At 64.0% G+C, this 24,108-nt stretch carries 22 protein-coding genes; 19 read left to right on the top strand and 3 right to left on the bottom strand.

From position 1 onward, the window contains the following. Positions 1-22 precede the first annotated feature (22 nt). The 3 genes from ACSZPK_RS07545 to ACSZPK_RS07535 all read right to left on the bottom strand — a co-directional run bounded on the left by ACSZPK_RS07545 (position 23) and on the right by ACSZPK_RS07535 (position 2,562). On the bottom strand, positions 23-937 hold the full coding sequence (locus ACSZPK_RS07545) for a SctD/MshK family protein (RefSeq protein ID WP_437880814.1): 915 nt from the start codon (positions 935-937) through the stop codon (positions 23-25). Between the two features lie 124 nt (positions 938-1,061). Further along, positions 1,062-1,223 carry a hypothetical protein gene (locus ACSZPK_RS07540; RefSeq protein WP_437880813.1) on the bottom strand — a complete coding sequence of 54 codons (162 nt, stop codon included), beginning with the start codon at positions 1,221-1,223 and terminating at the stop codon, positions 1,062-1,064. A 292-nt stretch (positions 1,224-1,515) separates the two neighbouring features. After that, positions 1,516-2,562: an EscU/YscU/HrcU family type III secretion system export apparatus switch protein gene (locus ACSZPK_RS07535; protein WP_437880812.1), complete on the bottom strand. Its 1,047-nt coding sequence runs from the start codon at positions 2,560-2,562 to the stop codon at positions 1,516-1,518. A gap of 228 nt (positions 2,563-2,790) precedes the next feature. On the opposite strand from ACSZPK_RS07535, the gene ACSZPK_RS07530 reads away from it, so the two are divergent. The 19 genes from ACSZPK_RS07530 (at position 2,791) to nuoL (ending at position 24,098) form a co-directional block, all read left to right on the top strand. Then, on the top strand, positions 2,791-3,246 hold the full coding sequence (locus tag ACSZPK_RS07530; RefSeq protein WP_437880811.1) for a hypothetical protein: 456 nt from the start codon (positions 2,791-2,793) through the stop codon (positions 3,244-3,246). A 190-nt stretch (positions 3,247-3,436) separates the two neighbouring features. Then, positions 3,437-4,348 (top strand): LysR family transcriptional regulator, encoded by a 912-nt coding sequence (locus tag ACSZPK_RS07525; RefSeq protein WP_437880810.1) that lies wholly within the window; start codon positions 3,437-3,439, stop codon positions 4,346-4,348. A gap of 100 nt (positions 4,349-4,448) precedes the next feature. Next, positions 4,449-5,945: a gamma-aminobutyraldehyde dehydrogenase gene (locus ACSZPK_RS07520; protein WP_437880809.1), complete on the top strand. Its 1,497-nt coding sequence runs from the start codon at positions 4,449-4,451 to the stop codon at positions 5,943-5,945. Positions 5,946-6,016: 71 nt separating this feature from the next. Then, positions 6,017-7,168: a putative ABC transporter substrate-binding protein YdcS gene (gene ydcS / locus ACSZPK_RS07515; protein WP_437881013.1), complete on the top strand. Its 1,152-nt coding sequence runs from the start codon at positions 6,017-6,019 to the stop codon at positions 7,166-7,168. 266 nt (positions 7,169-7,434) lie between these two features. Continuing rightward, the gene (locus ACSZPK_RS07510; RefSeq protein WP_437880808.1) at positions 7,435-8,463 is read left to right on the top strand and encodes an ABC transporter ATP-binding protein; all 1,029 of its coding nucleotides are present in this window, start codon (positions 7,435-7,437) and stop codon (positions 8,461-8,463) included. 1 nt (position 8,464) lies between these two features. Beyond that, entirely contained in the window at positions 8,465-9,409 is a 945-nt protein-coding gene (locus ACSZPK_RS07505) for an ABC transporter permease (protein WP_437880807.1), read from the top strand. Then, positions 9,399-10,211, top strand: a complete 813-nt coding sequence (locus ACSZPK_RS07500; RefSeq protein ID WP_437880806.1) for an ABC transporter permease — start codon at positions 9,399-9,401, stop codon at positions 10,209-10,211. The genes ACSZPK_RS07505 and ACSZPK_RS07500 overlap by 11 nt, the downstream gene beginning before the upstream one ends. A gap of 60 nt (positions 10,212-10,271) precedes the next feature. Continuing rightward, positions 10,272-11,696, top strand: a complete 1,425-nt coding sequence (locus ACSZPK_RS07495) for a gamma-aminobutyraldehyde dehydrogenase (protein ID WP_437880805.1) — start codon at positions 10,272-10,274, stop codon at positions 11,694-11,696. Between the two features lie 553 nt (positions 11,697-12,249). Then, positions 12,250-12,663: an NADH-quinone oxidoreductase subunit A gene (locus ACSZPK_RS07490; RefSeq protein WP_437880804.1), complete on the top strand. Its 414-nt coding sequence runs from the start codon at positions 12,250-12,252 to the stop codon at positions 12,661-12,663. A 10-nt stretch (positions 12,664-12,673) separates the two neighbouring features. Next, positions 12,674-13,351, top strand: coding sequence for a NuoB/complex I 20 kDa subunit family protein (locus ACSZPK_RS07485; protein ID WP_437880803.1), 678 nt, complete (start codon positions 12,674-12,676; stop codon positions 13,349-13,351). A gap of 61 nt (positions 13,352-13,412) precedes the next feature. After that, complete coding sequence (nuoC, locus tag ACSZPK_RS07480; protein ID WP_437880802.1) at positions 13,413-15,194, top strand: NADH-quinone oxidoreductase subunit C/D; 1,782 nt, start codon at positions 13,413-13,415, stop codon at positions 15,192-15,194. A 10-nt stretch (positions 15,195-15,204) separates the two neighbouring features. Next, a complete protein-coding gene (gene nuoE / locus ACSZPK_RS07475) occupies positions 15,205-15,705 on the top strand; it encodes an NADH-quinone oxidoreductase subunit NuoE (RefSeq protein ID WP_437880801.1) in 501 nt (166 codons plus the stop codon). After that, positions 15,702-17,063: an NADH-quinone oxidoreductase subunit NuoF gene (gene nuoF, locus ACSZPK_RS07470; RefSeq protein WP_437880800.1), complete on the top strand. Its 1,362-nt coding sequence runs from the start codon at positions 15,702-15,704 to the stop codon at positions 17,061-17,063. The genes nuoE and nuoF overlap by 4 nt, the downstream gene beginning before the upstream one ends. Before the next feature lie 106 nt (positions 17,064-17,169). After that, positions 17,170-19,878 (top strand): NADH-quinone oxidoreductase subunit NuoG, encoded by a 2,709-nt coding sequence (gene nuoG, locus ACSZPK_RS07465; protein ID WP_437880799.1) that lies wholly within the window; start codon positions 17,170-17,172, stop codon positions 19,876-19,878. Beyond that, positions 19,875-20,867: an NADH-quinone oxidoreductase subunit NuoH gene (gene nuoH / locus ACSZPK_RS07460; RefSeq protein WP_437880798.1), complete on the top strand. Its 993-nt coding sequence runs from the start codon at positions 19,875-19,877 to the stop codon at positions 20,865-20,867. The genes nuoG and nuoH overlap by 4 nt, the downstream gene beginning before the upstream one ends. A gap of 11 nt (positions 20,868-20,878) precedes the next feature. Beyond that, the gene (gene nuoI / locus ACSZPK_RS07455; protein ID WP_437880797.1) at positions 20,879-21,427 is read left to right on the top strand and encodes an NADH-quinone oxidoreductase subunit NuoI; all 549 of its coding nucleotides are present in this window, start codon (positions 20,879-20,881) and stop codon (positions 21,425-21,427) included. Between the two features lie 9 nt (positions 21,428-21,436). Continuing rightward, positions 21,437-21,946, top strand: a complete 510-nt coding sequence (nuoJ, locus tag ACSZPK_RS07450) for an NADH-quinone oxidoreductase subunit J (protein ID WP_437880796.1) — start codon at positions 21,437-21,439, stop codon at positions 21,944-21,946. After that, positions 21,943-22,251 (top strand): NADH-quinone oxidoreductase subunit NuoK, encoded by a 309-nt coding sequence (nuoK, locus tag ACSZPK_RS07445; RefSeq protein ID WP_437880795.1) that lies wholly within the window; start codon positions 21,943-21,945, stop codon positions 22,249-22,251. The genes nuoJ and nuoK overlap by 4 nt, the downstream gene beginning before the upstream one ends. After that, a complete protein-coding gene (gene nuoL, locus ACSZPK_RS07440; protein ID WP_437880794.1) occupies positions 22,248-24,098 on the top strand; it encodes an NADH-quinone oxidoreductase subunit L in 1,851 nt (616 codons plus the stop codon). The genes nuoK and nuoL overlap by 4 nt, the downstream gene beginning before the upstream one ends. Positions 24,099-24,108: the final 10 nt, after the last annotated feature.

Genomic DNA, 24,108 nt, shown 5'->3' with positions numbered 1-24,108 from the left:
GGGAGATTGGTCTCGATCGGCTTCATAACGTCAGGCTGAACTCCTGGCCGTCACGGGCAAGAATGATCCGCTCGGCCTCGATGCGTTCCAGCAGCCAGCCGTCACTGAGCGCCGCCCCTGGATACAGGCGCTGGCCACGCTCGCCGATCACGTAAGGTTTGTCGCCGTTCCAGACCGCCTGGAAACGTACGCGTGGCGCGGCGGGAGCGCTACGCAGGCTGACCGCGCCGTGCAGCAGGTGGGTGCGTCCGTAGGTTTCGTCGAACCAGCGCTGGGTGGCGCGCCACTGTTCCATTTCACGCACACCCACCTCGCCACTGACCTGCAGGTAACTGCCCTGGGCGTCGAGTTGCAGATGCTGCAGGCCGGCTTGATCGAGGTGGCCCCTGAGTGCCTGGGCGGCGTTCTCTGGCGCAGTGTTGTCGGCCATGGCGACAGGCGCTGTCAGCATGGCTTGCACGGAAGCGGAAGCATCCGCCTCGCGCATGCCGATGAAGGGATACGCCAGCAGACAGGCAACGACTACGCCAGCGCCCACGACCGCCGCGTTGCCCTTGAACCAGGCGGCCAGCGGCGGCAAACGCAATGGTAGGCGGCCGCGCTGCGCGGGCCCTTGCAATTCGATGATCATGTCGGCGACGCGCACACGCACCGGCAGGTGCGCACGGTAGCCGCTGCCCCGAGCGACTTCGACCTCATCGACCCACAGGTCGCCCCCCGTGGCTTCGAGGGTGACCGCATGCCGCTTGCCGAGACAGATCCGGAAATGCCGCGCGGCAAGGCCTGGATCGCTCAGTACCACGTCGCATTCGGTGCTCGAACCCACGTGCCACTCGGGCTGGTCGATGGGCAACGATGCCCCGGCGTGGACCCCGGCCACGACGAGCAGGCGCGGCATCGCCAACGGCACCAGCCCGGTTCGGAGGGAAGCAGTCATCGATTCGGAACCCTGGCAGAAGCATCACGAAGCCAGGGCCATCGGAACGACCCGTAGCGAGGCTGCGTGAGGAGAATTCGGGATGGAACGAAGAGGCGACGCCGAAGCGTCGCCTCGCCGCGAATCAGTTCTGAGGACGCTGTTTGGTGGCGTCGAGCTCAGTCTTCTTCTCGGTGGTGATCTCGGTGATCTTGGCCGACTTCTCGATGGCCGCGTCGAAGGCAGCTTCCATCTTGGCGATTGCGGCGTCGGAGCTGCTGCTGGTGGCGGAAGATACTTCACTCATATCAATGTCTCCTTTGAGGGGATAAATAGACATGCGCAAACGAGCGACTACACGGCTGCAAACGCTGCACAACGACCGAAGCGAGGACCTTGCGGCAACCTTGTCTTCGGTAGTTTCAGGTTGCCCGGCGAACGTGACGTTTTAATGGCGAGTCGAAGGTGAGAGACGGGTTTTTGTCTTATTTGTACGAAAGGTTCACGAAAACCATGTTTTATCGAGACTCCTAGATACGAAACAACACAGATAGCCATGAACGGACCAGCGCGCCCATGACGAACCGGTCGCTTGGCATTCAGATCAGCCGCGCCGCCACCAGAATGTCGGCGACGCGCTGGAAATAGCGATCAGGCAGCGGGCTGCCGGCCGGTGCGCGCTGGGCAATACCCTCTGCCAACTCAGCATCCTGGGATTGCGGCAAGCCCAGTTCGTTGGCCCTGGCCAGCATCGCAGCGGACTGCTCGGGTGACGCACGGCAGACCACCACCGGCACTGGCGTCTTGCCGCGCTCGTAGCACAGGCCCACGGCCCAGCCGCCGGCACGACCGATGACGAAGGTGGCCTGCTCGACACCGATCCGCGTCGTGGAGCGCTGCATCTCCTGGCGCAGCTTGCGTCGCTCGCGCTTGATCAGCGGATCGCCTTCGCTGTCCTTGTGCTCGCGCTTCTGCTCGCTCTTGGTCATGCGCATGTCGCGCTCGAACAACCAGCGCTGCACCAGCAGGTCGATGGCGCCAACGATCAGGAAGGCCAGCACGGCGGTGACCAGCAACGGTGTCAGCAGGCTGGAAAAGGACGAATGCAGGCAACCCAGGCCACAGCGCGAAGCCTCCAGCAGGCTCTGCAGACCGCTGCGGTAGACGATGACGAAGGCCACCGAAACGCTGCCGACCTTGAACAGGGTCTTGAGGAACTCGGTGACACTGCGCATCGAGAACATGCGTTTGAGCCCCTCCACCGGGTTGATGTGCCTGGGCTCCGGCTTGATCGGCTCGGCGCTGAAGACCATGCCACGCATGATGGCGATGTTGGTGAGGATCACCGTGACCACGGTAACCGCCAGGATCGGCAGGCACGAAACCAGCAGCAAGCCCACGGCCTCGCCCCGCAATTGCGGCCAGATCGTCGCGAAAGGTTCTACATAGAGGCGTCCGACCAGGAACAGGAAGCTGCGCACACGCGCCTCGATATCGCCCGCCAGCCAGGCCACGCACAGGGTACAGACCAGCATCAGCATGCCGGTAACCATATCCTGGCTCTTCGACAACTGGCCTTTCTTGCGGGCCTCGCGCAGCTTCTTGTCGGAGGCTGGCTGGGACTTCTCTTCGCTCCTGTCGCTCATCGGCCTTCGCTGAAGTGAATTACCAGGGATGCCCTGGCAGCGCTCGTTCGGCGACCTCGCCAGAAGCCACGACGAGCTTGCCGGGCCATGACTATGCAGAGCCTGGATGACGGAGTTATTGCAGGAGGCTCAAAGCCATCGCCCTTGTATCGGGCAGCAAACCTTCACGTACATGTCATGCAGTCGGCCGATGATGCCAGGACCTACCCCTCAACAAGGAGAGCAAGGATGTCTACTGTCGCCTCACTCGGCAATACCGCAGTCCCGGTCCAGAACCCCGCGGCGTTCGACGCGAAACTGGATATCGCCAAGTCCAGCAAGATCATCGCCGACTACCTGAAACAGAAAGGCAAGTCCGCCATCGACGCCAAGGAACTCCAGCAACTGGCGCAGAACCCGTCGCAGGTGCCGGCCGAGGTATCGGCCGCCGCCGCGTACATGGTCACTCACCAGGACGTATTCACCGCCATCGAGACCCACGACGTCGCCGGCGCCGATGGTCTTTCCGGCACCTGGAACTTCGAGTGGGCAGCCGAAGGCGGCCTCAAGGGCAGCGATATCGAAGCCATCGCCGCTATGACCGATGCCTTCGACCGCGCCATCGCCAAGTCCGCGCAGATCACCGAGATCACCACCGGCAAGAAGACCGAGCTGGACGCCACCAAGCAACGTGCGCAGAACTGATCGCGCTGCTATTTACGGCCTGATACTCGGCAGGCCCGCTTACCGCGCCCAGGGTGCGAACATCCAGGTTCGTTGCATTCCTTGGGTCTCCTGATCACGGCGAGCCGCCGGGTCTACCGTTCCAATATTTTGAAAGCCCTTTTCATCATTCGATATAAGCTAACGCTCATCCTTCGACGAGCGCCTTCCTATGATGACCCTGCGCCAGATCCGTCATTTCATCGCCGTGGCGGAAACCGGATCGATCTCCGCGGCCGCTCAAGCGGTGTTCATTTCCCAATCGACGCTGACCCAGGCGATCCAGCAGTTGGAAGAAGAAATCGGCGTCAGCCTGTTCAATCGCCACGCCAAAGGCATGAGCCTGACCCACCAGGGGCACCAGTTCCTGCGCCAGGCGCACTTGATCCTGGCCACCGTGGACAACGCCAAGCGCAGCCTGCAGCAGAGCACCGATCAAGTCGAAGGCCAGCTCACCATCGGTGTCACCAGCCTGGTGGCCGGCTATTACCTGGCCGACCTGATCACCCGCTTCCAGCGCGCCTATCCCAACGTGCGCACCCGCGTGGTCGAGGACGAGCGACCGTATATCGAGCACTTGCTGGTTTCCGGTGAAATCGACGTCGGTGTGCTGATCCTTTCCAATCTTGAAGACCGTCACGCCCTCCAGACCGAGGTACTGACCCACTCGCCGCACCGCCTGTGGCTACCGGCACGCCATCCGTTGCTGGAGCGCGACAGCATCAGCCTGGCTGACGTCGCCAGCGAGCCGCTGATCCAGCTGAATGCCGACGAAATGGGCCTACACACCCAGCGCATCTGGAGCCGTGCCGGCCTGACGCCACAGGTGACGTTGCGCACCGCCTCGGTGGAAGCGGTGCGCAGCCTGGTCGCGGCCGGCCTGGGCGTTTCGATCCAGCCGGACATGACCTACCGCCCCTGGTCGCTGGAAGGCGACATCATCGAGGCACGCCCATTGGCCGATCTCGGCGAGCCGCTGGATGTGGGCCTGGCCTGGCGCCGTGGCAGCGCAAGACCGGCCTTGGTCGATCCCTTCCTGACCCTCGCGCGGGAACAACCGGCAAACCGCAAGGTTTCGATTTAATCGAACGCTGCTTTTGATATTTAGAATTTGTATCGCTCGGCGTCGGAATCTAGTCTCGTTTCGTATGGACGCAGGCACTCCGAGTCGATCAGGAGTCGCCATGCCAACCGAGACGAGAAAAAGAAGAAGTCCGAACATGTCCGCAAGCCTCCCCACCCTGCATGATGCCCTGCTGATCGACGGCCAACTGGTCAACGGCGAGGGCGTTGCCGAGTCGATCATCAACCCGGCCAGCGGCGAATTGCTGGGCAGCGTCGCCGAAGCCTCCGTGGATCAGGTTGAAGCTGCGGTACAGGCGTCACAACGCGCATTCTGCGGCTGGTCGCGCACCACGCCGGCACAACGCGCCACGGCCCTGCTGGCCATCGCCGACAGCATCGAGGCGAACGCCGATCTGCTCGCCCGCCTGGAGTCGCTGAACTGCGGCAAACCCTTGCACCTGGCTCGCCAGGACGACATCCCCGCGACCGCCGATGTATTCCGCTTCTTCGCCGGTGCGGTGCGTTGCCAGACGGGCCAGTTGGCCGGCGAATACGTACCCGGCCACACCAGCATGGTACGCCGCGACCCGGTCGGCGTGGTCGCCTCCATCGCGCCCTGGAACTATCCGCTGATGATGGCGGCCTGGAAGATCGCGCCGGCCCTCGCCGCTGGCAACACGCTGGTGTTCAAACCGTCCGAACACACGCCGTTGTCGATTCTCGCCCTGGCGCCACACCTCGCGCAGATACTGCCGGCTGGCGTGCTCAACATCGTCTGCGGCGGCGGCGAAGGCGTCGGCAGCCACCTCGTCGGCCATCCCAGGGTGCGCATGGTGTCGCTGACCGGCGATATCGTCACCGGCCAGAAGATTCTTCAGGCCGCCTCGCGCACACTGAAACGCACCCACCTGGAATTGGGCGGCAAGGCGCCGGTGATCGTCTGCAACGACGCCGACCTCGACGCAGTGGTAGAAGGCATCCGCACCCACGGTTACTACAACGCCGGCCAGGACTGCACCGCGGCCTGCCGTATCTACGCCGAGAAAGGCATTCATGATCGCCTGGTGGCCGAGTTGGGCGATGCCGTTTCCGGTATCCGTTTTGCGCGCAAGAAAGACGCCGACAACGAGATCGGCCCGCTGATCAGCGCCCGCCAGCGCGACCGGGTAGCGAGTTTCGTCGAACGCGCCCTCGGCCAGCCGCACATCGAACGGGTCACCGGCGCGGCCGTGCATTCCGGCGCCGGCTTCTACTATCAGCCGACCCTGCTCGCCGGCTGCCGGCAGATCGATGAGATCGTCCAGCGCGAAGTGTTCGGCCCGGTGGTTACGGTGACCCGTTTCGAACAGCTCAGCCAGGCCGTGGACTGGGCCAACGACTCCGAATACGGGCTGGCCAGCTCGGTGTGGACGCAGAACCTGGACAAGGCCATGCAGGTGGCGGCCCGTCTGCAATACGGCTGCACCTGGATCAACACCCACTTCATGCTGGCCAGCGAAATGCCCCACGGCGGGCTCAAACGCTCAGGCTACGGCAAGGACCTGTCCAGCGACTCGCTGCAGGATTACAGCGTGGTGCGTCACATCATGGCGCGCCACGGACAACAACTAGACTGACTCCAGCTCGGCGGTTGCGCCGACGACATTTCACTGCCCCGAACAACTCGTCCAAGAAAGAGGGATTCATGATGTCAGCGCACAAAACCGCAGTGCTCAGCGCACTGACCACCGCTCTGCTCGCCAGCACCGCGATCAACGCCGCCGAACCGCTCAAGGCCCTGGGCCAGGGCGAAGGCCAGCTCGATATCATCGCCTGGCCCGGCTACATCGAGCGCGGCGAGAGCGACAAGAGCTACGACTGGGTGACCCGCTTCGAGCAGGACAGCGGCTGCAAGGTCAACGTCAAGACCGCCGCCACCTCCGACGAAATGGTCAGCCTGATGAGCAAGGGAGGCTACGACCTGGTCACCGCCTCGGGCGATGCCTCGCTGCGCCTGGTCGCCGGCAAGCGTGTACAGCCGATCAATATCGACCTGATCCCCAACTGGAAGAACGTCGACCCGCGCCTGAAGGATGCCGCCTGGCACACGGTCGCCGGCCAGCACTACGGCACGCCCTACCAGTGGGGACCGAACGTGCTGATGTACAACACCGAGGTGTTCAAGCAGGCGCCCACCAGTTGGAAGGTCTTGTTCGAAGCGCAAACCCTGGCTGACGGCAAGAGCAACAAAGGCCGTGTGCAGGCCTACGACGGCCCGATCTACATTGCCGACGCGGCCCTCTACCTCAAGGCCCACAAGCCTGAGCTGGGCATCCAGGACCCATACCTGCTGACCGAGGAGCAATATGCGGCCGTACTCGACCTGCTGCGCCAGCAGCAACCGCTGATCCATCGCTACTGGCACGACGTCACCGTGCAGATGAACGACTTCAAGAACGAGGGCGTGGTCGCCTCCAGCGCCTGGCCGTATCAGGTCAACGCCCTGCAACTGGAGAAACAGCCCATCGCCTCCACCGTGCCCAGCGAAGGTGCCACGGGCTGGGCCGACACCACCATGTTGCATGCCGAGGCCAAGCACCCGGTGTGCGCCTACAAGTGGATGGACTGGTCGCTGACCGCCAAGGTCCAGGGTGACGTGGCCGCCTGGTTCGGCTCCCTGCCGGCAGTCCCCGCCGCCTGCAACAACAACGAACTGCTCGGTGCCGAAGGCTGCAAGACCAACGGCTTCGACAACTTCGACAAGATCGCCTTCTGGAAAACCCCGCAGGCCGAGGGCGGCAAGTACGTGCCCTACAGCCGCTGGACCCAGGACTACATCGCGATCATGGGCGGGCGGTAAGGGTCCCGCGCTGGCGGCGCGGTCCGTGGGCGGCGTGGTGTGCTCGCACGACGCACGCCTAACCGCAGGCATGTCTCGCTTCGTGCTGCGGGACGCCTTGCCCACGAACCGCTCGCCAGTGCTGCCGCCACATAGCCAACGGGCACGACCGAGTTCCTCGTACAGCCGCCCATTCCACGTAATGGGTTCTACCGTCGTACACCTGCCACCCACGCTCCTCACCTTGTCGGGAGCGGTGGCCGGTGGCTTTCCCTGGAGTGTTAGAGATGACCCTTGCAGTGCAATTCACCGATGTGTCCCGCGTGTTCGGCGAGGTCAAGGCCGTCGACCGGGTGTCCATCGACATCCAGGATGGCGAATTCTTTTCCATGCTCGGCCCCTCCGGCTCGGGCAAGACCACCTGCCTGCGCCTGATCGCCGGCTTCGAGCAACCCAGCACCGGCTCCATTCGCATCCATGGAGAGGAAGCCGCTGGCCTGCCGCCCTATCGCCGCGACGTCAACACGGTGTTCCAGGACTACGCGCTGTTCCCGCACATGAGCGTGCTGGAAAACGTCGCCTATGGCCTCAAGGTCAAGGGGGTGGCCAAGGCCGAGCGCCTGGCCCGTGCCGAAGAAGCGCTGGGCATGGTCGCCCTCGCCGGCTTCGGCAGCCGCAAACCGGCCGCCATGTCCGGTGGCCAGCGCCAGCGCGTGGCCCTGGCTCGCGCCTTGGTCAATCGTCCGCGCGTTTTGCTGCTCGACGAACCACTGGGCGCGCTGGACCTGAAGTTGCGCGAACAGATGCAAGGCGAGCTTAAAAAGCTGCAGCGCCAGCTTGGCATCACCTTCATCTTCGTCACCCACGACCAGAGCGAAGCGCTGTCGATGTCCGACCGCGTCGCGGTGTTCAACAAGGGCCGCATCGAGCAGGTCGACACGCCACGCAACCTTTACATGCAACCGGCCACGGCCTTCGTCGCCGAGTTCGTCGGCACCTCCAACGTGCTGCGCGGAGAGCTGGCCCGACGCTTCACCGGTAGCGACAAGCCACTGTCGATCCGCCCCGAGCACATCCGCCTGGCCGGCGCCGAGCCGGCCGGCAGCGACGAGGTGGAGATCAGCGGCCTGCTGCACGATATCCAGTACCAGGGCGCCGCCACCCGCTACGAGTTGCGCCTGGACAACGGCCAGAGCTTCGCCGTGAGCCAGGCCAACAACGCCTGGCAGGTCAGCGAGAGCCACGTGCAGCCCGGCCAGAGCGTGATCGCCCGCTGGGCTCGCGGCGCCATGACCGCCCTGCGCGAGGACGCCTGAAATGAGCCAGTCACTCGCCCTGCGGCCAGCCACGGGCGGCGCGTTGCGGCGCCTGTCCGACCTGCTCTACCGCAAGCCCGTGCTGTACCTGTCGCTGCTGCTGATACCGCCGCTGCTATGGTTCGGCGCGGTCTACCTGGGCTCGTTGCTGACCTTGCTGTGGCAGGGTTTCTACACCTTCGACGACTTCAGCATGACGGTCACCCCGGACCTGACCCTGGGCAACTTCCGCGCACTGCTGCAGCCGGCCAATTTCGACATCATCCTGCGCACCCTGGGCATGGCGGTGGCGGTGTCGATTGCCAGCGCCATGCTGGCCTTCCCCATCGCCTACTACATGGCGCGCTACACCACGGGCAGGACCAAGGCCTTCTTCTACATCGCGGTGATGCTGCCGATGTGGGCCAGCTACATCGTCAAGGCCTATGCCTGGACCCTGCTGCTGGCCAAGGGCGGCGTGGCCATGTGGTTCGTCCAGGCCCTGCACCTGCAGCCCGTGCTGGAGTTCATCCTTGGCATTCCGGGTGTAGGCGGCAATACCCTGTCGACCTCGCACCTCGGGCGCTTCCTGGTGTTCGTCTATATCTGGCTGCCGTTCATGATCCTGCCGATCCAGGCCTCGCTGGAGCGCCTGCCGCCCTCCTTGCTGCAAGCCTCGGCGGACCTGGGCGCGCGTCCGGCACAGAGCTTCCTGAACGTGATCCTGCCACTGTCGATCCCCGGCATCGCCGCCGGCTCGATCTTCACCTTCAGCCTGACCCTCGGTGATTTCATCGTCCCGCAACTGGTCGGCCCGCCCGGCTTCTTCATCGGCAACATGGTGTATTCCCAGCAGGGTTCGATCGGCAACATGCCGATGGCCGCCGCCTTCACCCTGGTGCCGATCGTGCTGATCGCCATCTACCTGACCATCGTCAAACGCCTGGGGGCCTTCGATGCACTCTGACTCCTCACGGGCCTCGTGGCCGCTGAAGATCGCCGCCTGGGGCGGGCTGGTGTTCCTACACTTCCCGATCCTGATCATCTTCCTCTACGCCTTCAACACCGAGAGCGCCGGCTTCAGCTTCCCGCCCAAGGGCTTCACCCTGGACTGGTTCAGCGTGGCCTTCGCCCGCCCGGACGTGCTCGAGGCGATCAAGCTGTCGTTGCAGATCGCCGCCGTTGCCACGTTCGTCGCCCTGCTGCTCGGCACCCTGGCCGCAGCGGCGCTGTACCGGCGCGACTTCTTCGGCAAGGAAAGCATCTCCATGCTGCTGATCCTGCCCATCGCCCTGCCCGGCATCATCACCGGCATCGCCCTGCTCTCGGCGTTCAAGCGCTTCGGCATAGAACCGGGCATGCTGACCATCATCGTCGGCCACGCCACCTTCTGCGTGGTGATCGTCTACAACAACGTCATCGCCCGCTTTCGCCGGATCAACCACAGCCTGCTCGAAGCAAGCATGGACCTGGGTGCCGATGGCTGGCAGACCTTCCGCTACATCGTCCTGCCCAATCTCGGCTCGGCGTTGCTGGCTGGCGGCATGCTGGCCTTCGCCCTGTCCTTCGACGAGATCATCGTCACCACCTTCACCGCCGGCCACGAACGCACCCTGCCGTTGTGGCTGCTCAATCAACTGTCTCGCCCACGCGACGTACCGGTGACCAACGTGGTGGCGATGGCGGTGATGCTGGTGACCATGCTGCCGATCCTCGGCGCCTACTACCTGACCCGTGACGGCGAGAACATCGCCGGCGGCGGCAAGTGACTTCATGCCGTGCCAGCCGGCGCGGCTCCACGGATGAACACCGATAGCGAGGTTCTAGCGATGCAAACCAAACTGCTGATCAACGGCGAACTGGTCGCCGGCCTGGGTGCCAGCCAACCCGTGCTCAATCCCTCTCTGGGAAGCACGCTGATAGACATCCCCGAAGCCACCGCCGAGCAGATCGACGCGGCCGTACGCGCCGCCGATGCGGCTTTCGGCGACTGGTCGCAAACCACCCCCGGCCAGCGCTCGGCCATGCTGCTGGCCCTGGCCGAGGCCATCGACGCCAATGCCGATGAACTGGCGCGACTGGAGTCGCAGAACTGCGGCAAACCGTACAGCGCCGCACGCAACGACGAGTTGCCGGCCATCGCCGACGTGTTCCGTTTCTTCGCCGGCGCCGTACGCTGCCTGCAAGGTTCCGCCGCTGGGGAATACCTGCCCGGCCACACCTCGATGATCCGCCGCGACCCGATTGGCGTGGTCGCCTCCATCGCCCCCTGGAACTACCCGCTGATGATGGCCGCGTGGAAGCTCGCGCCAGCCCTGGCCGCCGGCAACTGCGTGGTGCTCAAGCCTTCCGAGCAGACGCCGCTGACCGCCCTGCGCCTCGGCCAACTGATCGCCGCTATCTTCCCTGCCGGCGTAGTCAACATCGTCTTCGGCCGTGGCGCGGCGGTGGGCGAGCCGCTGGTCAACCATGAGAAAGTGCGCATGGTGTCCCTTACCGGCTCCATTCCTACCGGCTCGAAGATCATCTCCAGCACCGCCAGCAGCGTGAAACGCATGCACATGGAACTGGGCGGCAAGGCGCCGGTGATCATCTTCGACGACGCCGATATCGACGCCGCCGTCGAAGGCATCCGCACCTTCGGCTTCTACAACGCCGGCCAGGACTGTACCGCCGCCTGCCGCATCTATGCGCAGAAAGGCATCTACGAGAAGTTCGTGGCCAGGCTCGGCGAGGCCGTCGGCTCGATCAAGCATGGCCTGCAGGATGACGCCGCCACCGAACTCGGCCCGTTGATCACCGAAGTGCACCGCCAACGCGTGGCCGGTTTCGTCGAGCGTGCCAGTGCCCTGTCCCATATCGAGGTGGTCACTGGCGGCAAGGCGCCCGCTGGCAATGGTTTCTTCTTCCTGCCCACGCTGTTGGCCGGTGCGCGGCAGAGCGACGAGATCGTCCAGCGCGAAGTGTTCGGTCCGGTGGTTTCGGTCACGCCGTTCGACGATGAAGCGCAGGTGCTGGCCTGGGCCAACGCCTCGGACTACGGCCTGGCCAGCTCGGTCTGGACCCGCGACGTGGGCCGCGCCCATCGCCTCTCGGCACGCCTGCAGTACGGCTGCACCTGGGTAAACACCCATTTCATGCTGGTCAGCGAAATGCCCCACGGCGGCCTGAAACACTCCGGCTACGGCAAGGACATGTCCATGTACGGGCTGGAGGACTACACCGCCATCCGCCACGTGATGATCAAGCACTGACCGCTGCCGTGACTGCTACATAAGTTCCGACAAGCGATAGCGAGCCCTTCCGGGAAGTCGGCGGACACGTCATGAAAGGGCGATAACGACCGCTCCCGGCCTGGGCTCGAATGGCCCATCGCAACGCCTTGTAGTGGATTATCCTTGGCACTCCAAAAGACAGATTTATATCCGACCAAATAACTAAGTTATTACAGGGTCCTATGCCAACTAAACGTCCAGTCGTAAAAGTCCGTGGAGAGTTACCCAGAAACACTCAAGAAACAGCCAGCTAATAATATTTATTCTTATTTGAGAATCATTCAAAAACTCTCTTCAATAAATCCCCGCTATACGACTAAAGCATGAAAACCGCTCAAGACCGCTAGTTTCAAGGCTTACATGTAACTCCCGCCTCGTTTGTGAATAACATCAGCCTGTTTTTTTATTCAGAAAAATTTACTTACAGCCATTAACGGGCATAAAATCCCGGACATAATTTACGGGCGTGACCTATCCTGTTCACGACCAACCCATATTAAAAGCCGTCCCCCTTTAACCAAGGAGTATCGGCATGCCTGATGCGGTAAGTACTATGTCTCACAACTGGGCTTTCGCCATTTTCCTGCTCGGAGTCGTCGGGCTCATCGCTTTCATGCTCGGCCTCTCCAGCTTGCTTGGCAGCAAGGCCTGGGGACGTAGCAAGAACGAACCCTTCGAATCCGGCATGTTGCCCACCGGCAGCGCCCGCCTCCGCCTCTCAGCAAAGTTCTATCTGGTCGCGATGCTCTTCGTGATCTTCGACGTCGAAGCCCTCTTTCTCTTCGCTTGGTCCGTCTCCGTCCGCGAAAGCGGCTGGGCCGGTCTGATCGAAGCTACAGTTTTCATAGCAATTCTGTTGGCTGGTCTTGTCTATCTATGGCGGATCGGTGCGCTCGACTGGGCGCCCGAAGGCCGTCGCAATCGGCAGGCGAAGCTAAAACAATGAGGCTTTGGCGATGCACTACAACCTTACTCGGATCGATCCGGATGCTCCCAACGAGCAGTATCCGATCGGCAAACGGGAGACCGTTGCCGATCCACTGCTAGAAGGGCAAGTCCACAAGAACATCTTCATGGGCAAACTTGAAGATGTACTGAGCGGTGCGGTGAACTGGGGACGCAAGAACTCCCTGTGGCCGTACAACTTCGGTCTGTCCTGCTGTTATGTGGAAATGACCACAGCCTTCACCGCACCGCACGACGTTGCGCGCTTTGGCGCGGAAGTCATTCGTGCGTCTCCGCGCCAGGCCGACTTCATGGTCGTCGCGGGTACCTGCTTCATCAAGATGGCGCCCATCATCCAGCGCCTCTATGAGCAGATGCTCGAACCCAAGTGGGTCATCTCCATGGGCTCATGCGCCAACTCCGGCGGCATGTACGACATCTATTCCGTGGTCCAGGGGGTCGACAAGTTCCTCCCGGTCGACGTCTACATCCCCGGCTGCCCGCCCCGTCCCGAAGCGTTCCTGCAAGGCCTGATGCTGCTGCAGGAGTCCATCGGACAGGAGCGTCGCCCGTTGTCCTGGGTCGTTGGCGATCAAGGCATCTACCGTGCCGACATGCCTTCGCAGAAAGAACAGCGCCGCGAACAGCGTATCGCTGTAACCAACCTGCGCAGCCCCGACGAAGTGTGATCAGCGGCTCCCGACGAGCCACGCTTTTCATTGACGCCGTTGACCGATAGCGACCGAGATCATGACTGCAGACAGCGTTCTGTCCATACCGCCGTACAAGGCCGACGACCAAGATGTGGTCGCCGAGCTGAATTCCCGTTTTGGTGCCGAGGCCTTCACCGCCCAGGCCACCCGCACCGGCATGCCGGTTCTCTGGGTTGCCCGCGAGCACCTGGTCGAAGTGCTGCGCTTCCTGCGCAACCTGCCCCGCCCCTACGTCATGCTGTACGACCTGCATGGCGTCGACGAGCGCCTGCGTACTCATCGCCGTGGCCTGCCGGGTGCGGACTTCACCGTTTTCTACCACCTCATGTCGCTGGAGCGTAACAGCGACGTGATGATCAAGGTCGCCCTCGACGAGCGCGACCTGACCCTGCCCAGCGTCACCGGCATCTGGCCCAACGCCAACTGGTACGAGCGCGAAGTCTGGGACCTCTACGGCATCACCTTCACCGGCCACCCGCACCTGTCGCGCATCATGATGCCGCCGACTTGGGAAGGTCACCCGCTGCGCAAGGACTACCCGGCGCGCGCCACCGAGTTCGACCCGTTCAGCCTGACCCTGGCCAAGCAGCAGCACGAAGAAGAAGCAGCGCGCTTCAACCCGGAAGACTGGGGCATGAAGCGCGGCGGCGCCCACGAGGACTACATGTTCCTCAACCTGGGCCCGAACCACCCCTCCGCGCACGGTGCGTTCCGTATCATCCTGCAGCTCGACGGCGAAGAGATCGTCGATTGCGTGCCGGAGATCGGTTACCACCACCGGGGTGCCGAGAAAATGGCCGAGCGCCAGAGCTGGCACAGCTTCATCCCCTACACCGACCGCATCGACTACCTCGGCGGGGTGATGAACAACCTGCCCTACGTGCTCTCGGTGGAGAAACTGGCCGGGATCAAGGTGCCGCAGAAGGTCGACACCATCCGCATCATGATGGCCGAGTTCTTCCGCATCACCAGCCACCTGCTGTTCCTGGGTACCTATATCCAGGACGTCGGCGCCATGACCCCGGTGTTCTTCACCTTCACCGACCGCCAGCGGGCCTACAAGGTGATCGAGGCCATCACCGGCTTCCGCCTGCACCCGGCCTGGTACCGCATCGGTGGCGTCGCCCACGACCTGCCGCGCGGCTGGGACAAGCTGGTCAAGGAATTCGTCGACTGGCTGCCCAAGCGCCTCGACGAGTACACCAAGGCCGCGCTGAAGAACAGCATCCTCAAGGGCCGTACCATCGGCGTTGCGCAATACAACACCAAGGAAGCCCTGGAATGGGGCACCACCGGTGCCGGCCTGCGCTCCACCGGCTGCGACTTCGACCTGCGCAAGGCTCGCCCCTATTCCGGCTACGAAAACTTCGAGTTCGAAGTGCCGCTGGCCCACAACGGCGATGCCTATGACCGCTGCATGGTCCGTGTCGAAGAGATGCGCCAGAGCATCCGCATCATCGACCAGTGCCTGAAGAACATGCCGGAAGGCCCGTACAAGGCGGATCACCCGCTGACCACGCCGCCGCCGAAAGAACGCACCCTGCAACACATCGAAACCCTGATCACCCACTTCCTGCAGGTTTCCTGGGGCCCGGTCATGCCGGCCAACGAAGCCTTCCAGATGATCGAGGCGACCAAGGGCATCAACAGCTATTACCTGACCAGCGACGGCAGCACCATGAGCTACCGCACGCGCATCCGTACGCCGAGCTTCGCCCACCTGCAGCAGATCCCTTCGGTGATCCGCGGCAGCATGGTCGCCGACCTGATCGCGTACCTGGGCAGTATCGACTTCGTCATGGCCGACGTGGATCGCTGAGGAGAACACCATGAGCAACGCAGCCCTGATCCAGACCGACCGTTTCGTCCTCAGCGAAACCGAACGCTCGGCCATCGAGCACGAAATGCACCACTACGAGGACCCGCGTGCGGCGTCCATCGAAGCCCTGAAGATCGTCCAGAAGCAGCGAGGCTGGGTGCCAGACGGCGCCGCCGATGCGATCGGCGCGATCCTCGGCATCCCGGCCAGCGACGTCGAAGGCGTCGCTACGTTCTACAGCCAGATCTTCCGCCAGCCGGTCGGCCGCCACGTGATCCGCGTGTGCGACAGCATGACCTGCTACGTCGGCGGCCACGAAAGCGTGCTGGACAGCATCAAGAACCAGCTCGGCATCGTGCCCGGGCAGACTACCGCCGACGGCCGCTTCACCCTGCTGCCGGTGTGCTGCCTGGGCAACTGCGACAAGGCGCCGGCGATGATGATCGACGACGAAACCTTCGGCGACGTCCAGCCGGGCAGCGTCGCCAACCTGCTGGAGAGCTTCCAATGACCAGCCGCAGCTCGACCATCCTCACCTCCCACGGGCCGATCAACCACATCGCCCGCACCGAGGAAAGCCACCCGCTGACCTGGCGCCTGCGCGACGACGCCCAGCCGGTGTGGCTCGACGAATACCAGCAGAAGAACGGCTACGCCGCCGCGCGCAAGGCCCTGGGCGAGATGGCCCAGGCCGACATCGTGCAGACGGTCAAGGATTCCGGCCTCAAGGGCCGTGGCGGTGCGGGCTTCCCCACCGGCGTCAAATGGGGCCTGATGCCCAACGACGAGTCCATGAATATCCGCTACCTGCTGTGCAACGCGGACGAAATGGAGCCCAACACCTGGAAGGACCGCATGCTCATGGAGCAGCTGCCGCACCTGTTGGTGGAAGGCATGCTGATCAGCGCCCGCGCGCTGAAGGCCTACCGTGGCTACATCTTCCTGCGCGGCGAATACGTCGACGCGGCGCGCAACCTCAACCGCGCCATCGACGAAGCCAAGGCCGCCGGCCTGCTGGGCAAGAACATCCTCGGCAGCGGCTTCGATTTCGAGCTGTTCGTACACACCGGCGCCGGGCGTTACATCTGCGGCGAGGAAACCGCGCTGATCAACTCCCTCGAAGGCCGCCGCGCCAACCCGCGCTCCAAGCCACCGTTCCCGGCTGCCGTCGGCGTGTGGGGCAAGCCGACCTGCGTGAACAACGTCGAGACCCTGTGCAACGTGCCGGCCATCGTCGCCAACGGCGTGGACTGGTACAAATCCCTGGCCCGCGAAGGCAGCGAAGACCACGGCACCAAACTGATGGGCTTCTCCGGCAAGGTCAAGAACCCCGGCATCTGGGAACTGCCCTTCGGCATCCAGGCCCGCGAGCTGTTCGAGGACTACGCCGGCGGCATGCGCGACGGCTACACCCTGAAAGCCTGGCAGCCGGGCGGCGCCGGCACCGGCTTCCTGCTGCCGGAACACCTTGAGGCACAGATGTACGCCGCCGGTATCGGCAAGGTCGGCACCCGCATGGGCACCGGCCTGGCCCTGGCCATCGACAACACGGTGAACATGGTCTCGCTACTGCGCAACATGGAAGAGTTCTTCGCCCGCGAGTCCTGCGGCTGGTGCACCCCGTGCCGCGACGGCCTGCCCTGGAGCGTGAAGATCCTCCGTGCCCTGGAGCGCAAGCAGGGCTCGCGCGAAGACATCGACACCCTGCTCGGCCTGGTCAACTTCCTCGGCCCCGGCAAGACCTTCTGCGCCCATGCGCCAGGTGCCGTGGAGCCGCTGGGCAGTGCGATCAAGTACTTCCGTGAAGAGTTCGAAGCCGGCGTAGCCGCCGAGGTGATCCTGCCCAAGGTGGCGGCACACGCGGTATGACCCCGATGGCCGGACCAGTGGGCGCGATGGCGCCGTCCGGCCCAGGTGACAACAAGAATTCCCTTAGCCCGTCCACTTTCGAGTGGGCAAACGAAGACTGAAGAAAATGGCCACTATCCACGTAGACGGCAAAGATCTTGAAGTCGATGGTGCGGACAACCTGCTACAGGCCTGTCTGTCCCTCGGACTCGACATCCCCTACTTCTGCTGGCACCCGGCGCTCGGCAGCGTCGGCGCCTGCCGCCAGTGCGCGGTGAAGCAGTACACCGACGAGAACGACAAACGTGGTCGCATCGTCATGTCCTGCATGACCCCCGCCACCGACAACACCTGGATCTCCATCGACGATGAAGAATCCAAGGCCTTCCGTAAAAGCGTCGTCGAATGGCTGATGACCAACCACCCGCACGACTGCCCGGTGTGCGAGGAAGGCGGTCACTGCCACCTGCAGGACATGACGGTGATGACCGGCCACAACGCCCGTCGCTACCGTTTCACCAAGCGCACCCACCAGAACCAGGAACTCGGCCCGTTCATTGCTCATGAGATGAACCGCTGCATCGCCTGCTACCGCTGCGTGCGCTACTACAAGGACTACGCGGGCGGCACCGACCTCGGCGTCTATGGCGCCCACGACAACGTCTACTTCGGCCGGGTCGAGGACGGCGTGCTGGAAAGCGAGTTCTCCGGCAACCTGGTCGAGGTCTGCCCGACCGGCGTGTTCACCGACAAGACCCACTCCGAACGCTACAACCGCAAGTGGGACATGCAGTTCGCGCCGAGCATCTGCCACGGCTGCTCCAGCGGGTGCAACATCAGCCCCGGCGAGCGCTACGGCGAGTTGCGTCGCATCGAGAACCGCTTCAACGGCTCGGTGAACCAGTACTTCCTGTGTGACCGTGGCCGCTTCGGCTATGGCTACGTGAACAACCAAGACCGCCCACGCCAGCCGCTTCTCGGCACGCAGAAACTGAGCCTCGACGGCGCCCTGGACAAGGCCGCCGACCTGCTCAAGGGCAAGCGCGTGATCGGCATCGGCTCGCCGCGCGCCAGCCTGGAAAGCAACTTCGCCCTGCGCGAACTGGTCAGCGCCGACAACTACTTCTCCGGCATCGCCGCTGGCGAGCTGGAAAACATCCGCCTGATCCGCGACGTGCTGAGCAATGGCCCGCTGCCGGTACCGACCCTGCGCGACGTGGAAAGCCACGACGCGATCTTCGTCCTCGGCGAAGACCTGACCCAGACCGCCGCCCGCGTGGCCCTGGCCCTGCGCCAGGCAGTCAAGGGCAAGGCCACCGAGATCGCCGCCGGCGCGCGGATTCAGGACTGGCACATGGCCGCCGTGCAGAACGTCGCCCAGCACGCCCTGCACCCGCTGTTCATCGCCAGCGTCGCCTCGACCCGCCTGGATGACGTCGCCGCCGAGACCGTGCACGCCGCACCGGACGACCTGGCCCGCCTCGGTTTCGCCGTCGCCCACGCCATCGACCCGAGCGCTCCAGCGGTGACCGGTCTCGACAGCGAAGCCGGCGAACTGGTGCAACGTATCGCCGCTGCCCTGCTCAACGCCAAGCGCCCGCTGATCGTCTCCGGCGCATCGCTGGGCAGCAAGGCGCTGATCGAAGCCGCCGCCAACATCGCCAACGCCCTGAAGAACCGTGAGAAGAACGGTTCGATCAGCCTGGTGGTGCCGGAAGCCAACAGCATGGGCCTGGCCCTGTTCGGCGGCGAGTCTCTCGACGCCGCGCTGGATCAACTCAGCAATGGCCAGGCCGACGCCGTGGTCATCCTGGAAAACGACCTGTACCGCCGTGCCGATGTCGCCAAGGTCGACGCTGCGCTGAACAAGGCCCAGGTGGTGATCGTCGCCGACCACCAGCAGACCGCCACCACCGCCAAGGCCCATCTGGTGCTGCCGGCGGCCAGCTTCGCCGAAGGCGACGGCACCCTGGTCAGCCAGGAAGGCCGCGCCCAGCGCTTCTTCCAGGTCTACGAGCCGTCCTACTACAACGGCGACATTCTGATCCGTGAAGGCTGGCGCTGGCTGCACGCCCTGCACACCACCCTGCAAGGCCGTTCGGTGGACTGGACCCAGCTGGACCAGGTCACCGAGGCCTGCGCCAACTCCAACGCGCAACTGGCCGGCATCCGTGACGCGGCGCCCAGCGCCTCGTTCCGCATCAAGGGCCTGAAACTGGCGCGCGAACCGCACCGTTACAGCGGCCGTACCGCCATGCGCGCCAACATCAGCGTGCACGAGCCGCGCCAGCCGCAGGACAAGGACAGCGCCTTCGCCTTCTCCATGGAAGGCTATGCCGGCAGCGTCGAACCGCGTCAGCAGATTCCGTTCGCCTGGTCGCCGGGCTGGAACTCGCCACAAGCCTGGAACAAGTTCCAGGACGAAGTCGGCGGTCACCTGCGTGCGGGCGATCCGGGCGTGCGCCTGATCGAAAGCAAGGGCACCAGCCTGCCATGGTTCAGCGTCGCCAACGCCTTCAACCCGGCGCAAGGCACCCTGCAGGTCGTGCCGTTCCACCACATCTTCGGCAGCGAGGAAAACTCGTCGCGCGCCAAGCCGGTTCAGGAACGCATCCCGCAGCCTTATGTGGCCCTGGCCAAGGAAGAAGCCGACCGCCTCGGCGTCAACGATGGCGCCCTGCTCGCCCTGACCGTCAACGGCCAGACCCTGCGTCTGCCGCTGCAGGTACGTGAAGAGCTGGCCATCGGCCTCGCCGGCCTGCCGGCTGGCCTGCCGGGCATCCCGGCGGCCATCGCCGGCAGCGTGATCACCGCCATCGTGGAGGCCGCGCAATGAGTTGGCTGACACCTGAAATCGTCGACGTCATCGTCGCGGTCCTCAAAGCCATCGTGATCCTCCTCGCGGTGGTGGTGTGTGGCGCCCTGCTCAGCTTCGTCGAGCGCCGTCTGCTCGGCTGGTGGCAGGACCGCTACGGCCCGAACCGCGTTGGCCCGTTCGGCATGTTCCAGATCGCCGCGGACATGCTGAAGATGTTCTTCAAGGAAGACTGGACGCCGCCGTTCGCCGACAAGCTGATCTTCATGCTCGCGCCGATGATCGCCTTCGCCGCCATGCTGATGGCCTTCGCCATCATCCCGGTGACCCCGGGCTGGGGCGTGGCGGACCTGAACATCGGCATCCTGTTCTTCTTCGCCATGGCCGGCCTGTCGGTCTACGCCGTGCTGTTCGCCGGCTGGTCGAGCAACAACAAGTTCGCCCTGCTCGGCAGCTTGCGCGCCTCGGCCCAGACCATCTCCTACGAGGTGTTCCTGGCCCTGTCGCTGATGGGTGTGATCGCCCAGGTCGGCTCGTTCAACATGCGCGACATCGTCGACTACCAGGCCAACAACCTGTGGTTCATCATTCCGCAGTTCTTCGGTTTCTGTACCTTCTTCATCGCCGGCGTGGCCGTGACTCACCGTCACCCCTTCGACCAGCCGGAAGCGGAGCAGGAGCTGGCCGACGGTTACCACATCGAATACGCCGGCATGAAATGGGGCATGTTCTTCGTCGGTGAATACGTCGCCATCGTGACCATCTCGGCGCTGCTGGTGACCCTGTTCTTCGGCGGCTGGCACGGGCCGTTCGGCATCCTGCCGCAGATCCCGTTCATCTGGTTCGCCCTCAAGACCTGCTTCTTCATCATGATCTTCATCCTCCTGCGCGCCTCGATCCCGCGCCCGCGGTATGACCAGGTCATGGCGTTCAGCTGGAAGTTCTGCCTCCCGCTGACTCTGATCAACCTGCTGGTGACCGGCGCACTCGTGCTGGCCGCGGCCCAGTAAGGAGAAAGACGATGTTCAAATACATATGGGACGTTCTGGTCGGTACCGGCACCCAACTGCGCAGCCTGGTCATGGTCTTCGGCCATGGCTTCCGCAAGCGCGACACCCTGCAATACCCCGAAGAACCGGTCTACCTGCCGCCGCGCTACCGTGGCCGTATCGTCCTGACCCGCGACCCCGACGGTGAAGAACGCTGCGTAGCCTGCAACCTGTGCGCCGTGGCCTGCCCGGTCGGCTGCATCTCGCTGCAGAAGGCCGAGACCGAAGACGGTCGCTGGTACCCGGACTTCTTCCGCATCAACTTCTCGCGCTGCATCTTCTGCGGCCTGTGCGAGGAAGCCTGCCCGACCACCGCGATCCAGCTCACCCCGGATTTCGAGATGGGCGAGTACAAGCGCCAGGACCTGGTGTACGAGAAGGAAGATCTGCTGATCTCCGGCCCAGGCAAGAACCCGGACTACAACTTCTACCGCGTCGCCGGCATGGCCATCGCCGGCAAGCCGAAAGGCACCGCGCAGAACGAAGCCGAACCGATCAACGTGAAGAGCCTGCTGCCCTAAGGACGAATGATGGAATTCGCTTTCTACTTCGCCGCGGGTATCGCCGTGGCCTCCACCGTACGGGTGGTGACCAACACCAACCCCGTGCATGCCCTGCTCTATCTCATTATCTCGCTGCTGGCCGTGGCGATGACCTTCTTCGCCATCGGCGCACCGTTCGCCGGCGCGCTGGAAATCATCGTCTACGCCGGCGCGATCATGGTGCTGTTCGTCTTCGTGGTGATGATGCTCAACCTCGGCCCGGCGGCCGCCGAACAGGAACGCCAGTGGCTCAAGCCCGGCATCTGGGTCGGCCCGTCGGTTCTCAGCGTGCTGCTGCTGGCCCAGGTGCTGTACAGCCTGTTCCACAGCCCGAGCAACGCGCTGGTCGGCACCACCACCATCGACGCCAAGGCTGTCGGTATCAGCCTGTTCGGCCCATACCTGCTGGTCGTCGAACTGGCCTCCATGCTGCTGCTCGGTGCGCTGGTCGCCGCCTACCACCTGGGCCGCCACGAAGCTAAGGACATCACGCCATGAATGCGATCCCGATGGAGCACGGCCTGGCCCTGGCCGCCGTGCTGTTCAGCCTGGGCCTGATCGGCCTGATGGTGCGCCGCAACATCCTGTTCATCCTGATGAGCCTGGAAGTGATGATGAACGCCACCGCCCTGGCCTTCGTCGTCGCCGGCAGCCGCTGGGTGCAACCCGACGGGCAGGTAATGTTCATTCTGGTGATCACCCTGGCAGCCGCCGAGGCCAGCATCGGCCTGGCGATCCTGCTGCAGTTGTATCGCCGCTTCAACACCCTGGATATCGACGCTGCCAGTGAGATGCGCGGATGAACCTTCTCTTTCTGACCCTCGTGTTTCCCCTGCTGGGCTGGTTCATCCTGGCCTTTTCGCGGGGCCGCCTCGGCGAGAACGCCAGCGCCGTCATCGGCGTCGGCTCGATTGGCCTGAGCGCGCTGACCGCCGCCTGGACGATCTTCCAGTTCAACGTCGCACCACCGGCCAACGGCGTGTTCACCCAGGTCCTGTGGCAGTGGATGAACGTCGATGGCCTGGCGCCGAGCTTCACCCTGTACCTGGACGGCCTGTCGGTGACCATGCTCGGCGTGGTCACAGGCGTGGGCTTCCTGATCCACCTGTTCGCCAGTTGGTACCTGCGTGGCGAGAGCGGCTATTCGCGCTTCTTCGCCTACACCAACCTGTTCATCTTCAGCATGTTGCTGCTGGTGCTCGGCGATAACCTGATGACGCTGTTCTTCGGCTGGGAAGGCGTGGGCCTCTGCTCCTACCTGCTGATCGGCTTCTACTACGGCCAACGCAAGAACGGCAACGCCGCGCTGAAAGCCTTCATCGTCACCCGCATCGGCGATGTGTTCCTGATGGTCGGCCTGTTCCTGCTGTTCATCCACCTCGGCACCCTGAACATCCAGGAGCTGATGGTACTGGCGCCGCAGAAATACGTGCAGGGCGACACCTGGTTGTGGGTCGCCACGCTGATGCTGCTCGGCGGTGCCGTGGGTAAATCCGCGCAGTTGCCGCTGCAGACCTGGCTGGCCGATGCGATGGCCGGCCCGACGCCGGTATCGGCACTGATCCACGCCGCGACCATGGTCACCGCCGGCGTGTACCTGATCGCCCGGACCCACGGCCTGTTCCTGCTGACCCCGGACATCCTCGAACTGGTCGGCATCGTCGGCGGCGTGACCCTGGTCCTGGCCGGCTTCGCCGCCCTGGTGCAGACCGACATCAAGCGCATCCTCGCCTACTCGACCATGAGCCAGATCGGCTACATGTTCCTCGCCCTCGGCGTCGGTGCCTGGGACGCGGCGATCTTCCATCTGATGACCCACGCATTCTTCAAGGCCCTGCTGTTCCTCGCCTCCGGCGCGGTGATCAATGCCTGCCACCACGAGCAGAACATCTTCAAGATGGGCGGTTTGTGGAAGAAGCTGCCGCTGGCCTACGCCAGTTTCATCGTCGGTGGTTCGGCCCTGGCCGCCCTGCCGCTGATCACCGTCGGCTTCTACTCCAAGGACGAGATCCTCTGGGAAGCCTTCGCCAGCGGTCACCAGGGCCTGCTCTACGCCGGCCTGGTCGGCGCCTTCATGACCTCGATCTACACCTTCCGCCTGATCTTCATCGCCTTCCACGGCGAGCAGAAGACCGAGGCCCACGCCGGCCATGGCATCGCCCACAACCTGCCGCTGATCGTGCTGATCGTGCTGTCGACCTTCATCGGCGCCTGGATCACCCCGCCGCTGCACGACGTGCTGCCGCAGAGCGTCGGCCATGCCGGTGGCGAAGGCCAGCACAGCCTGGAAATCGCCTCGGGCGCCATCGCCCTGGCCGGTATCCTGCTCGCCGCCCTGCTGTTCCTCGGCAAGCGCAGCTTCGCCACGGCAGTCGCCAACAGCGCTCCGGGCCGCCTGCTCTCGGCCTGGTGGTATGCGGCCTGGGGCTTCGACTGGCTGTACGACCTGCTGTTCGTCAAGCCCTACCTGCTGCTGACGCGCCTGCTCGGCCGTGACCCGATCGACCGCTGCATCAGCCTGATCCCGCGCGCTGCCCGGGGCGGTAACGCCCTGCTGAGCCGCAGCGAGACCGGTCAGATCCGCTGGTACGCCGCGTCTATCGTCGGGGGCGCCGTGCTGGCGCTCGCCGTCATCCTGTTTCTGAATTAAGGAATGTAGC

Origin of the sequence: Pseudomonas sp. LRF_L74 (genome assembly GCF_965644255.1) — a bacterium.
GTDB lineage: Bacteria > Pseudomonadota > Gammaproteobacteria > Pseudomonadales > Pseudomonadaceae > Aquipseudomonas.
The sequence above is the reverse complement of the archived record's forward strand: the minus strand, read 5'-3'. Positions and strand labels throughout refer to the sequence as shown.

Bases quoted from the DNA above. Each gene is read 5' to 3' on its own strand.
- ACSZPK_RS07545 (WP_437880814.1), bottom strand. From the start codon at position 937: ATGACTGCTTCCCTCCGAACCGGGCTGGTGCCGTTGGCGATGCCGCGC.
- ACSZPK_RS07540 (WP_437880813.1), bottom strand. From the start codon at position 1,223: ATGAGTGAAGTATCTTCCGCCACCAGCAGCAGCTCCGACGCCGCAATC.
- ACSZPK_RS07535 (WP_437880812.1), bottom strand. From the start codon at position 2,562: ATGAGCGACAGGAGCGAAGAGAAGTCCCAGCCAGCCTCCGACAAGAAG.
- ACSZPK_RS07530 (WP_437880811.1), top strand. From the start codon at position 2,791: ATGTCTACTGTCGCCTCACTCGGCAATACCGCAGTCCCGGTCCAGAAC.
- ACSZPK_RS07525 (WP_437880810.1), top strand. From the start codon at position 3,437: ATGATGACCCTGCGCCAGATCCGTCATTTCATCGCCGTGGCGGAAACC.
- ACSZPK_RS07520 (WP_437880809.1), top strand. From the start codon at position 4,449: ATGCCAACCGAGACGAGAAAAAGAAGAAGTCCGAACATGTCCGCAAGC.
- ydcS (WP_437881013.1), top strand. From the start codon at position 6,017: ATGTCAGCGCACAAAACCGCAGTGCTCAGCGCACTGACCACCGCTCTG.
- ACSZPK_RS07510 (WP_437880808.1), top strand. From the start codon at position 7,435: ATGACCCTTGCAGTGCAATTCACCGATGTGTCCCGCGTGTTCGGCGAG.
- ACSZPK_RS07505 (WP_437880807.1), top strand. From the start codon at position 8,465: ATGAGCCAGTCACTCGCCCTGCGGCCAGCCACGGGCGGCGCGTTGCGG.
- ACSZPK_RS07500 (WP_437880806.1), top strand. From the start codon at position 9,399: ATGCACTCTGACTCCTCACGGGCCTCGTGGCCGCTGAAGATCGCCGCC.
- ACSZPK_RS07495 (WP_437880805.1), top strand. From the start codon at position 10,272: ATGCAAACCAAACTGCTGATCAACGGCGAACTGGTCGCCGGCCTGGGT.
- ACSZPK_RS07490 (WP_437880804.1), top strand. From the start codon at position 12,250: ATGCCTGATGCGGTAAGTACTATGTCTCACAACTGGGCTTTCGCCATT.
- ACSZPK_RS07485 (WP_437880803.1), top strand. From the start codon at position 12,674: ATGCACTACAACCTTACTCGGATCGATCCGGATGCTCCCAACGAGCAG.
- nuoC (WP_437880802.1), top strand. From the start codon at position 13,413: ATGACTGCAGACAGCGTTCTGTCCATACCGCCGTACAAGGCCGACGAC.
- nuoE (WP_437880801.1), top strand. From the start codon at position 15,205: ATGAGCAACGCAGCCCTGATCCAGACCGACCGTTTCGTCCTCAGCGAA.
- nuoF (WP_437880800.1), top strand. From the start codon at position 15,702: ATGACCAGCCGCAGCTCGACCATCCTCACCTCCCACGGGCCGATCAAC.
- nuoG (WP_437880799.1), top strand. From the start codon at position 17,170: ATGGCCACTATCCACGTAGACGGCAAAGATCTTGAAGTCGATGGTGCG.
- nuoH (WP_437880798.1), top strand. From the start codon at position 19,875: ATGAGTTGGCTGACACCTGAAATCGTCGACGTCATCGTCGCGGTCCTC.
- nuoI (WP_437880797.1), top strand. From the start codon at position 20,879: ATGTTCAAATACATATGGGACGTTCTGGTCGGTACCGGCACCCAACTG.
- nuoJ (WP_437880796.1), top strand. From the start codon at position 21,437: ATGGAATTCGCTTTCTACTTCGCCGCGGGTATCGCCGTGGCCTCCACC.
- nuoK (WP_437880795.1), top strand. From the start codon at position 21,943: ATGAATGCGATCCCGATGGAGCACGGCCTGGCCCTGGCCGCCGTGCTG.
- nuoL (WP_437880794.1), top strand. From the start codon at position 22,248: ATGAACCTTCTCTTTCTGACCCTCGTGTTTCCCCTGCTGGGCTGGTTC.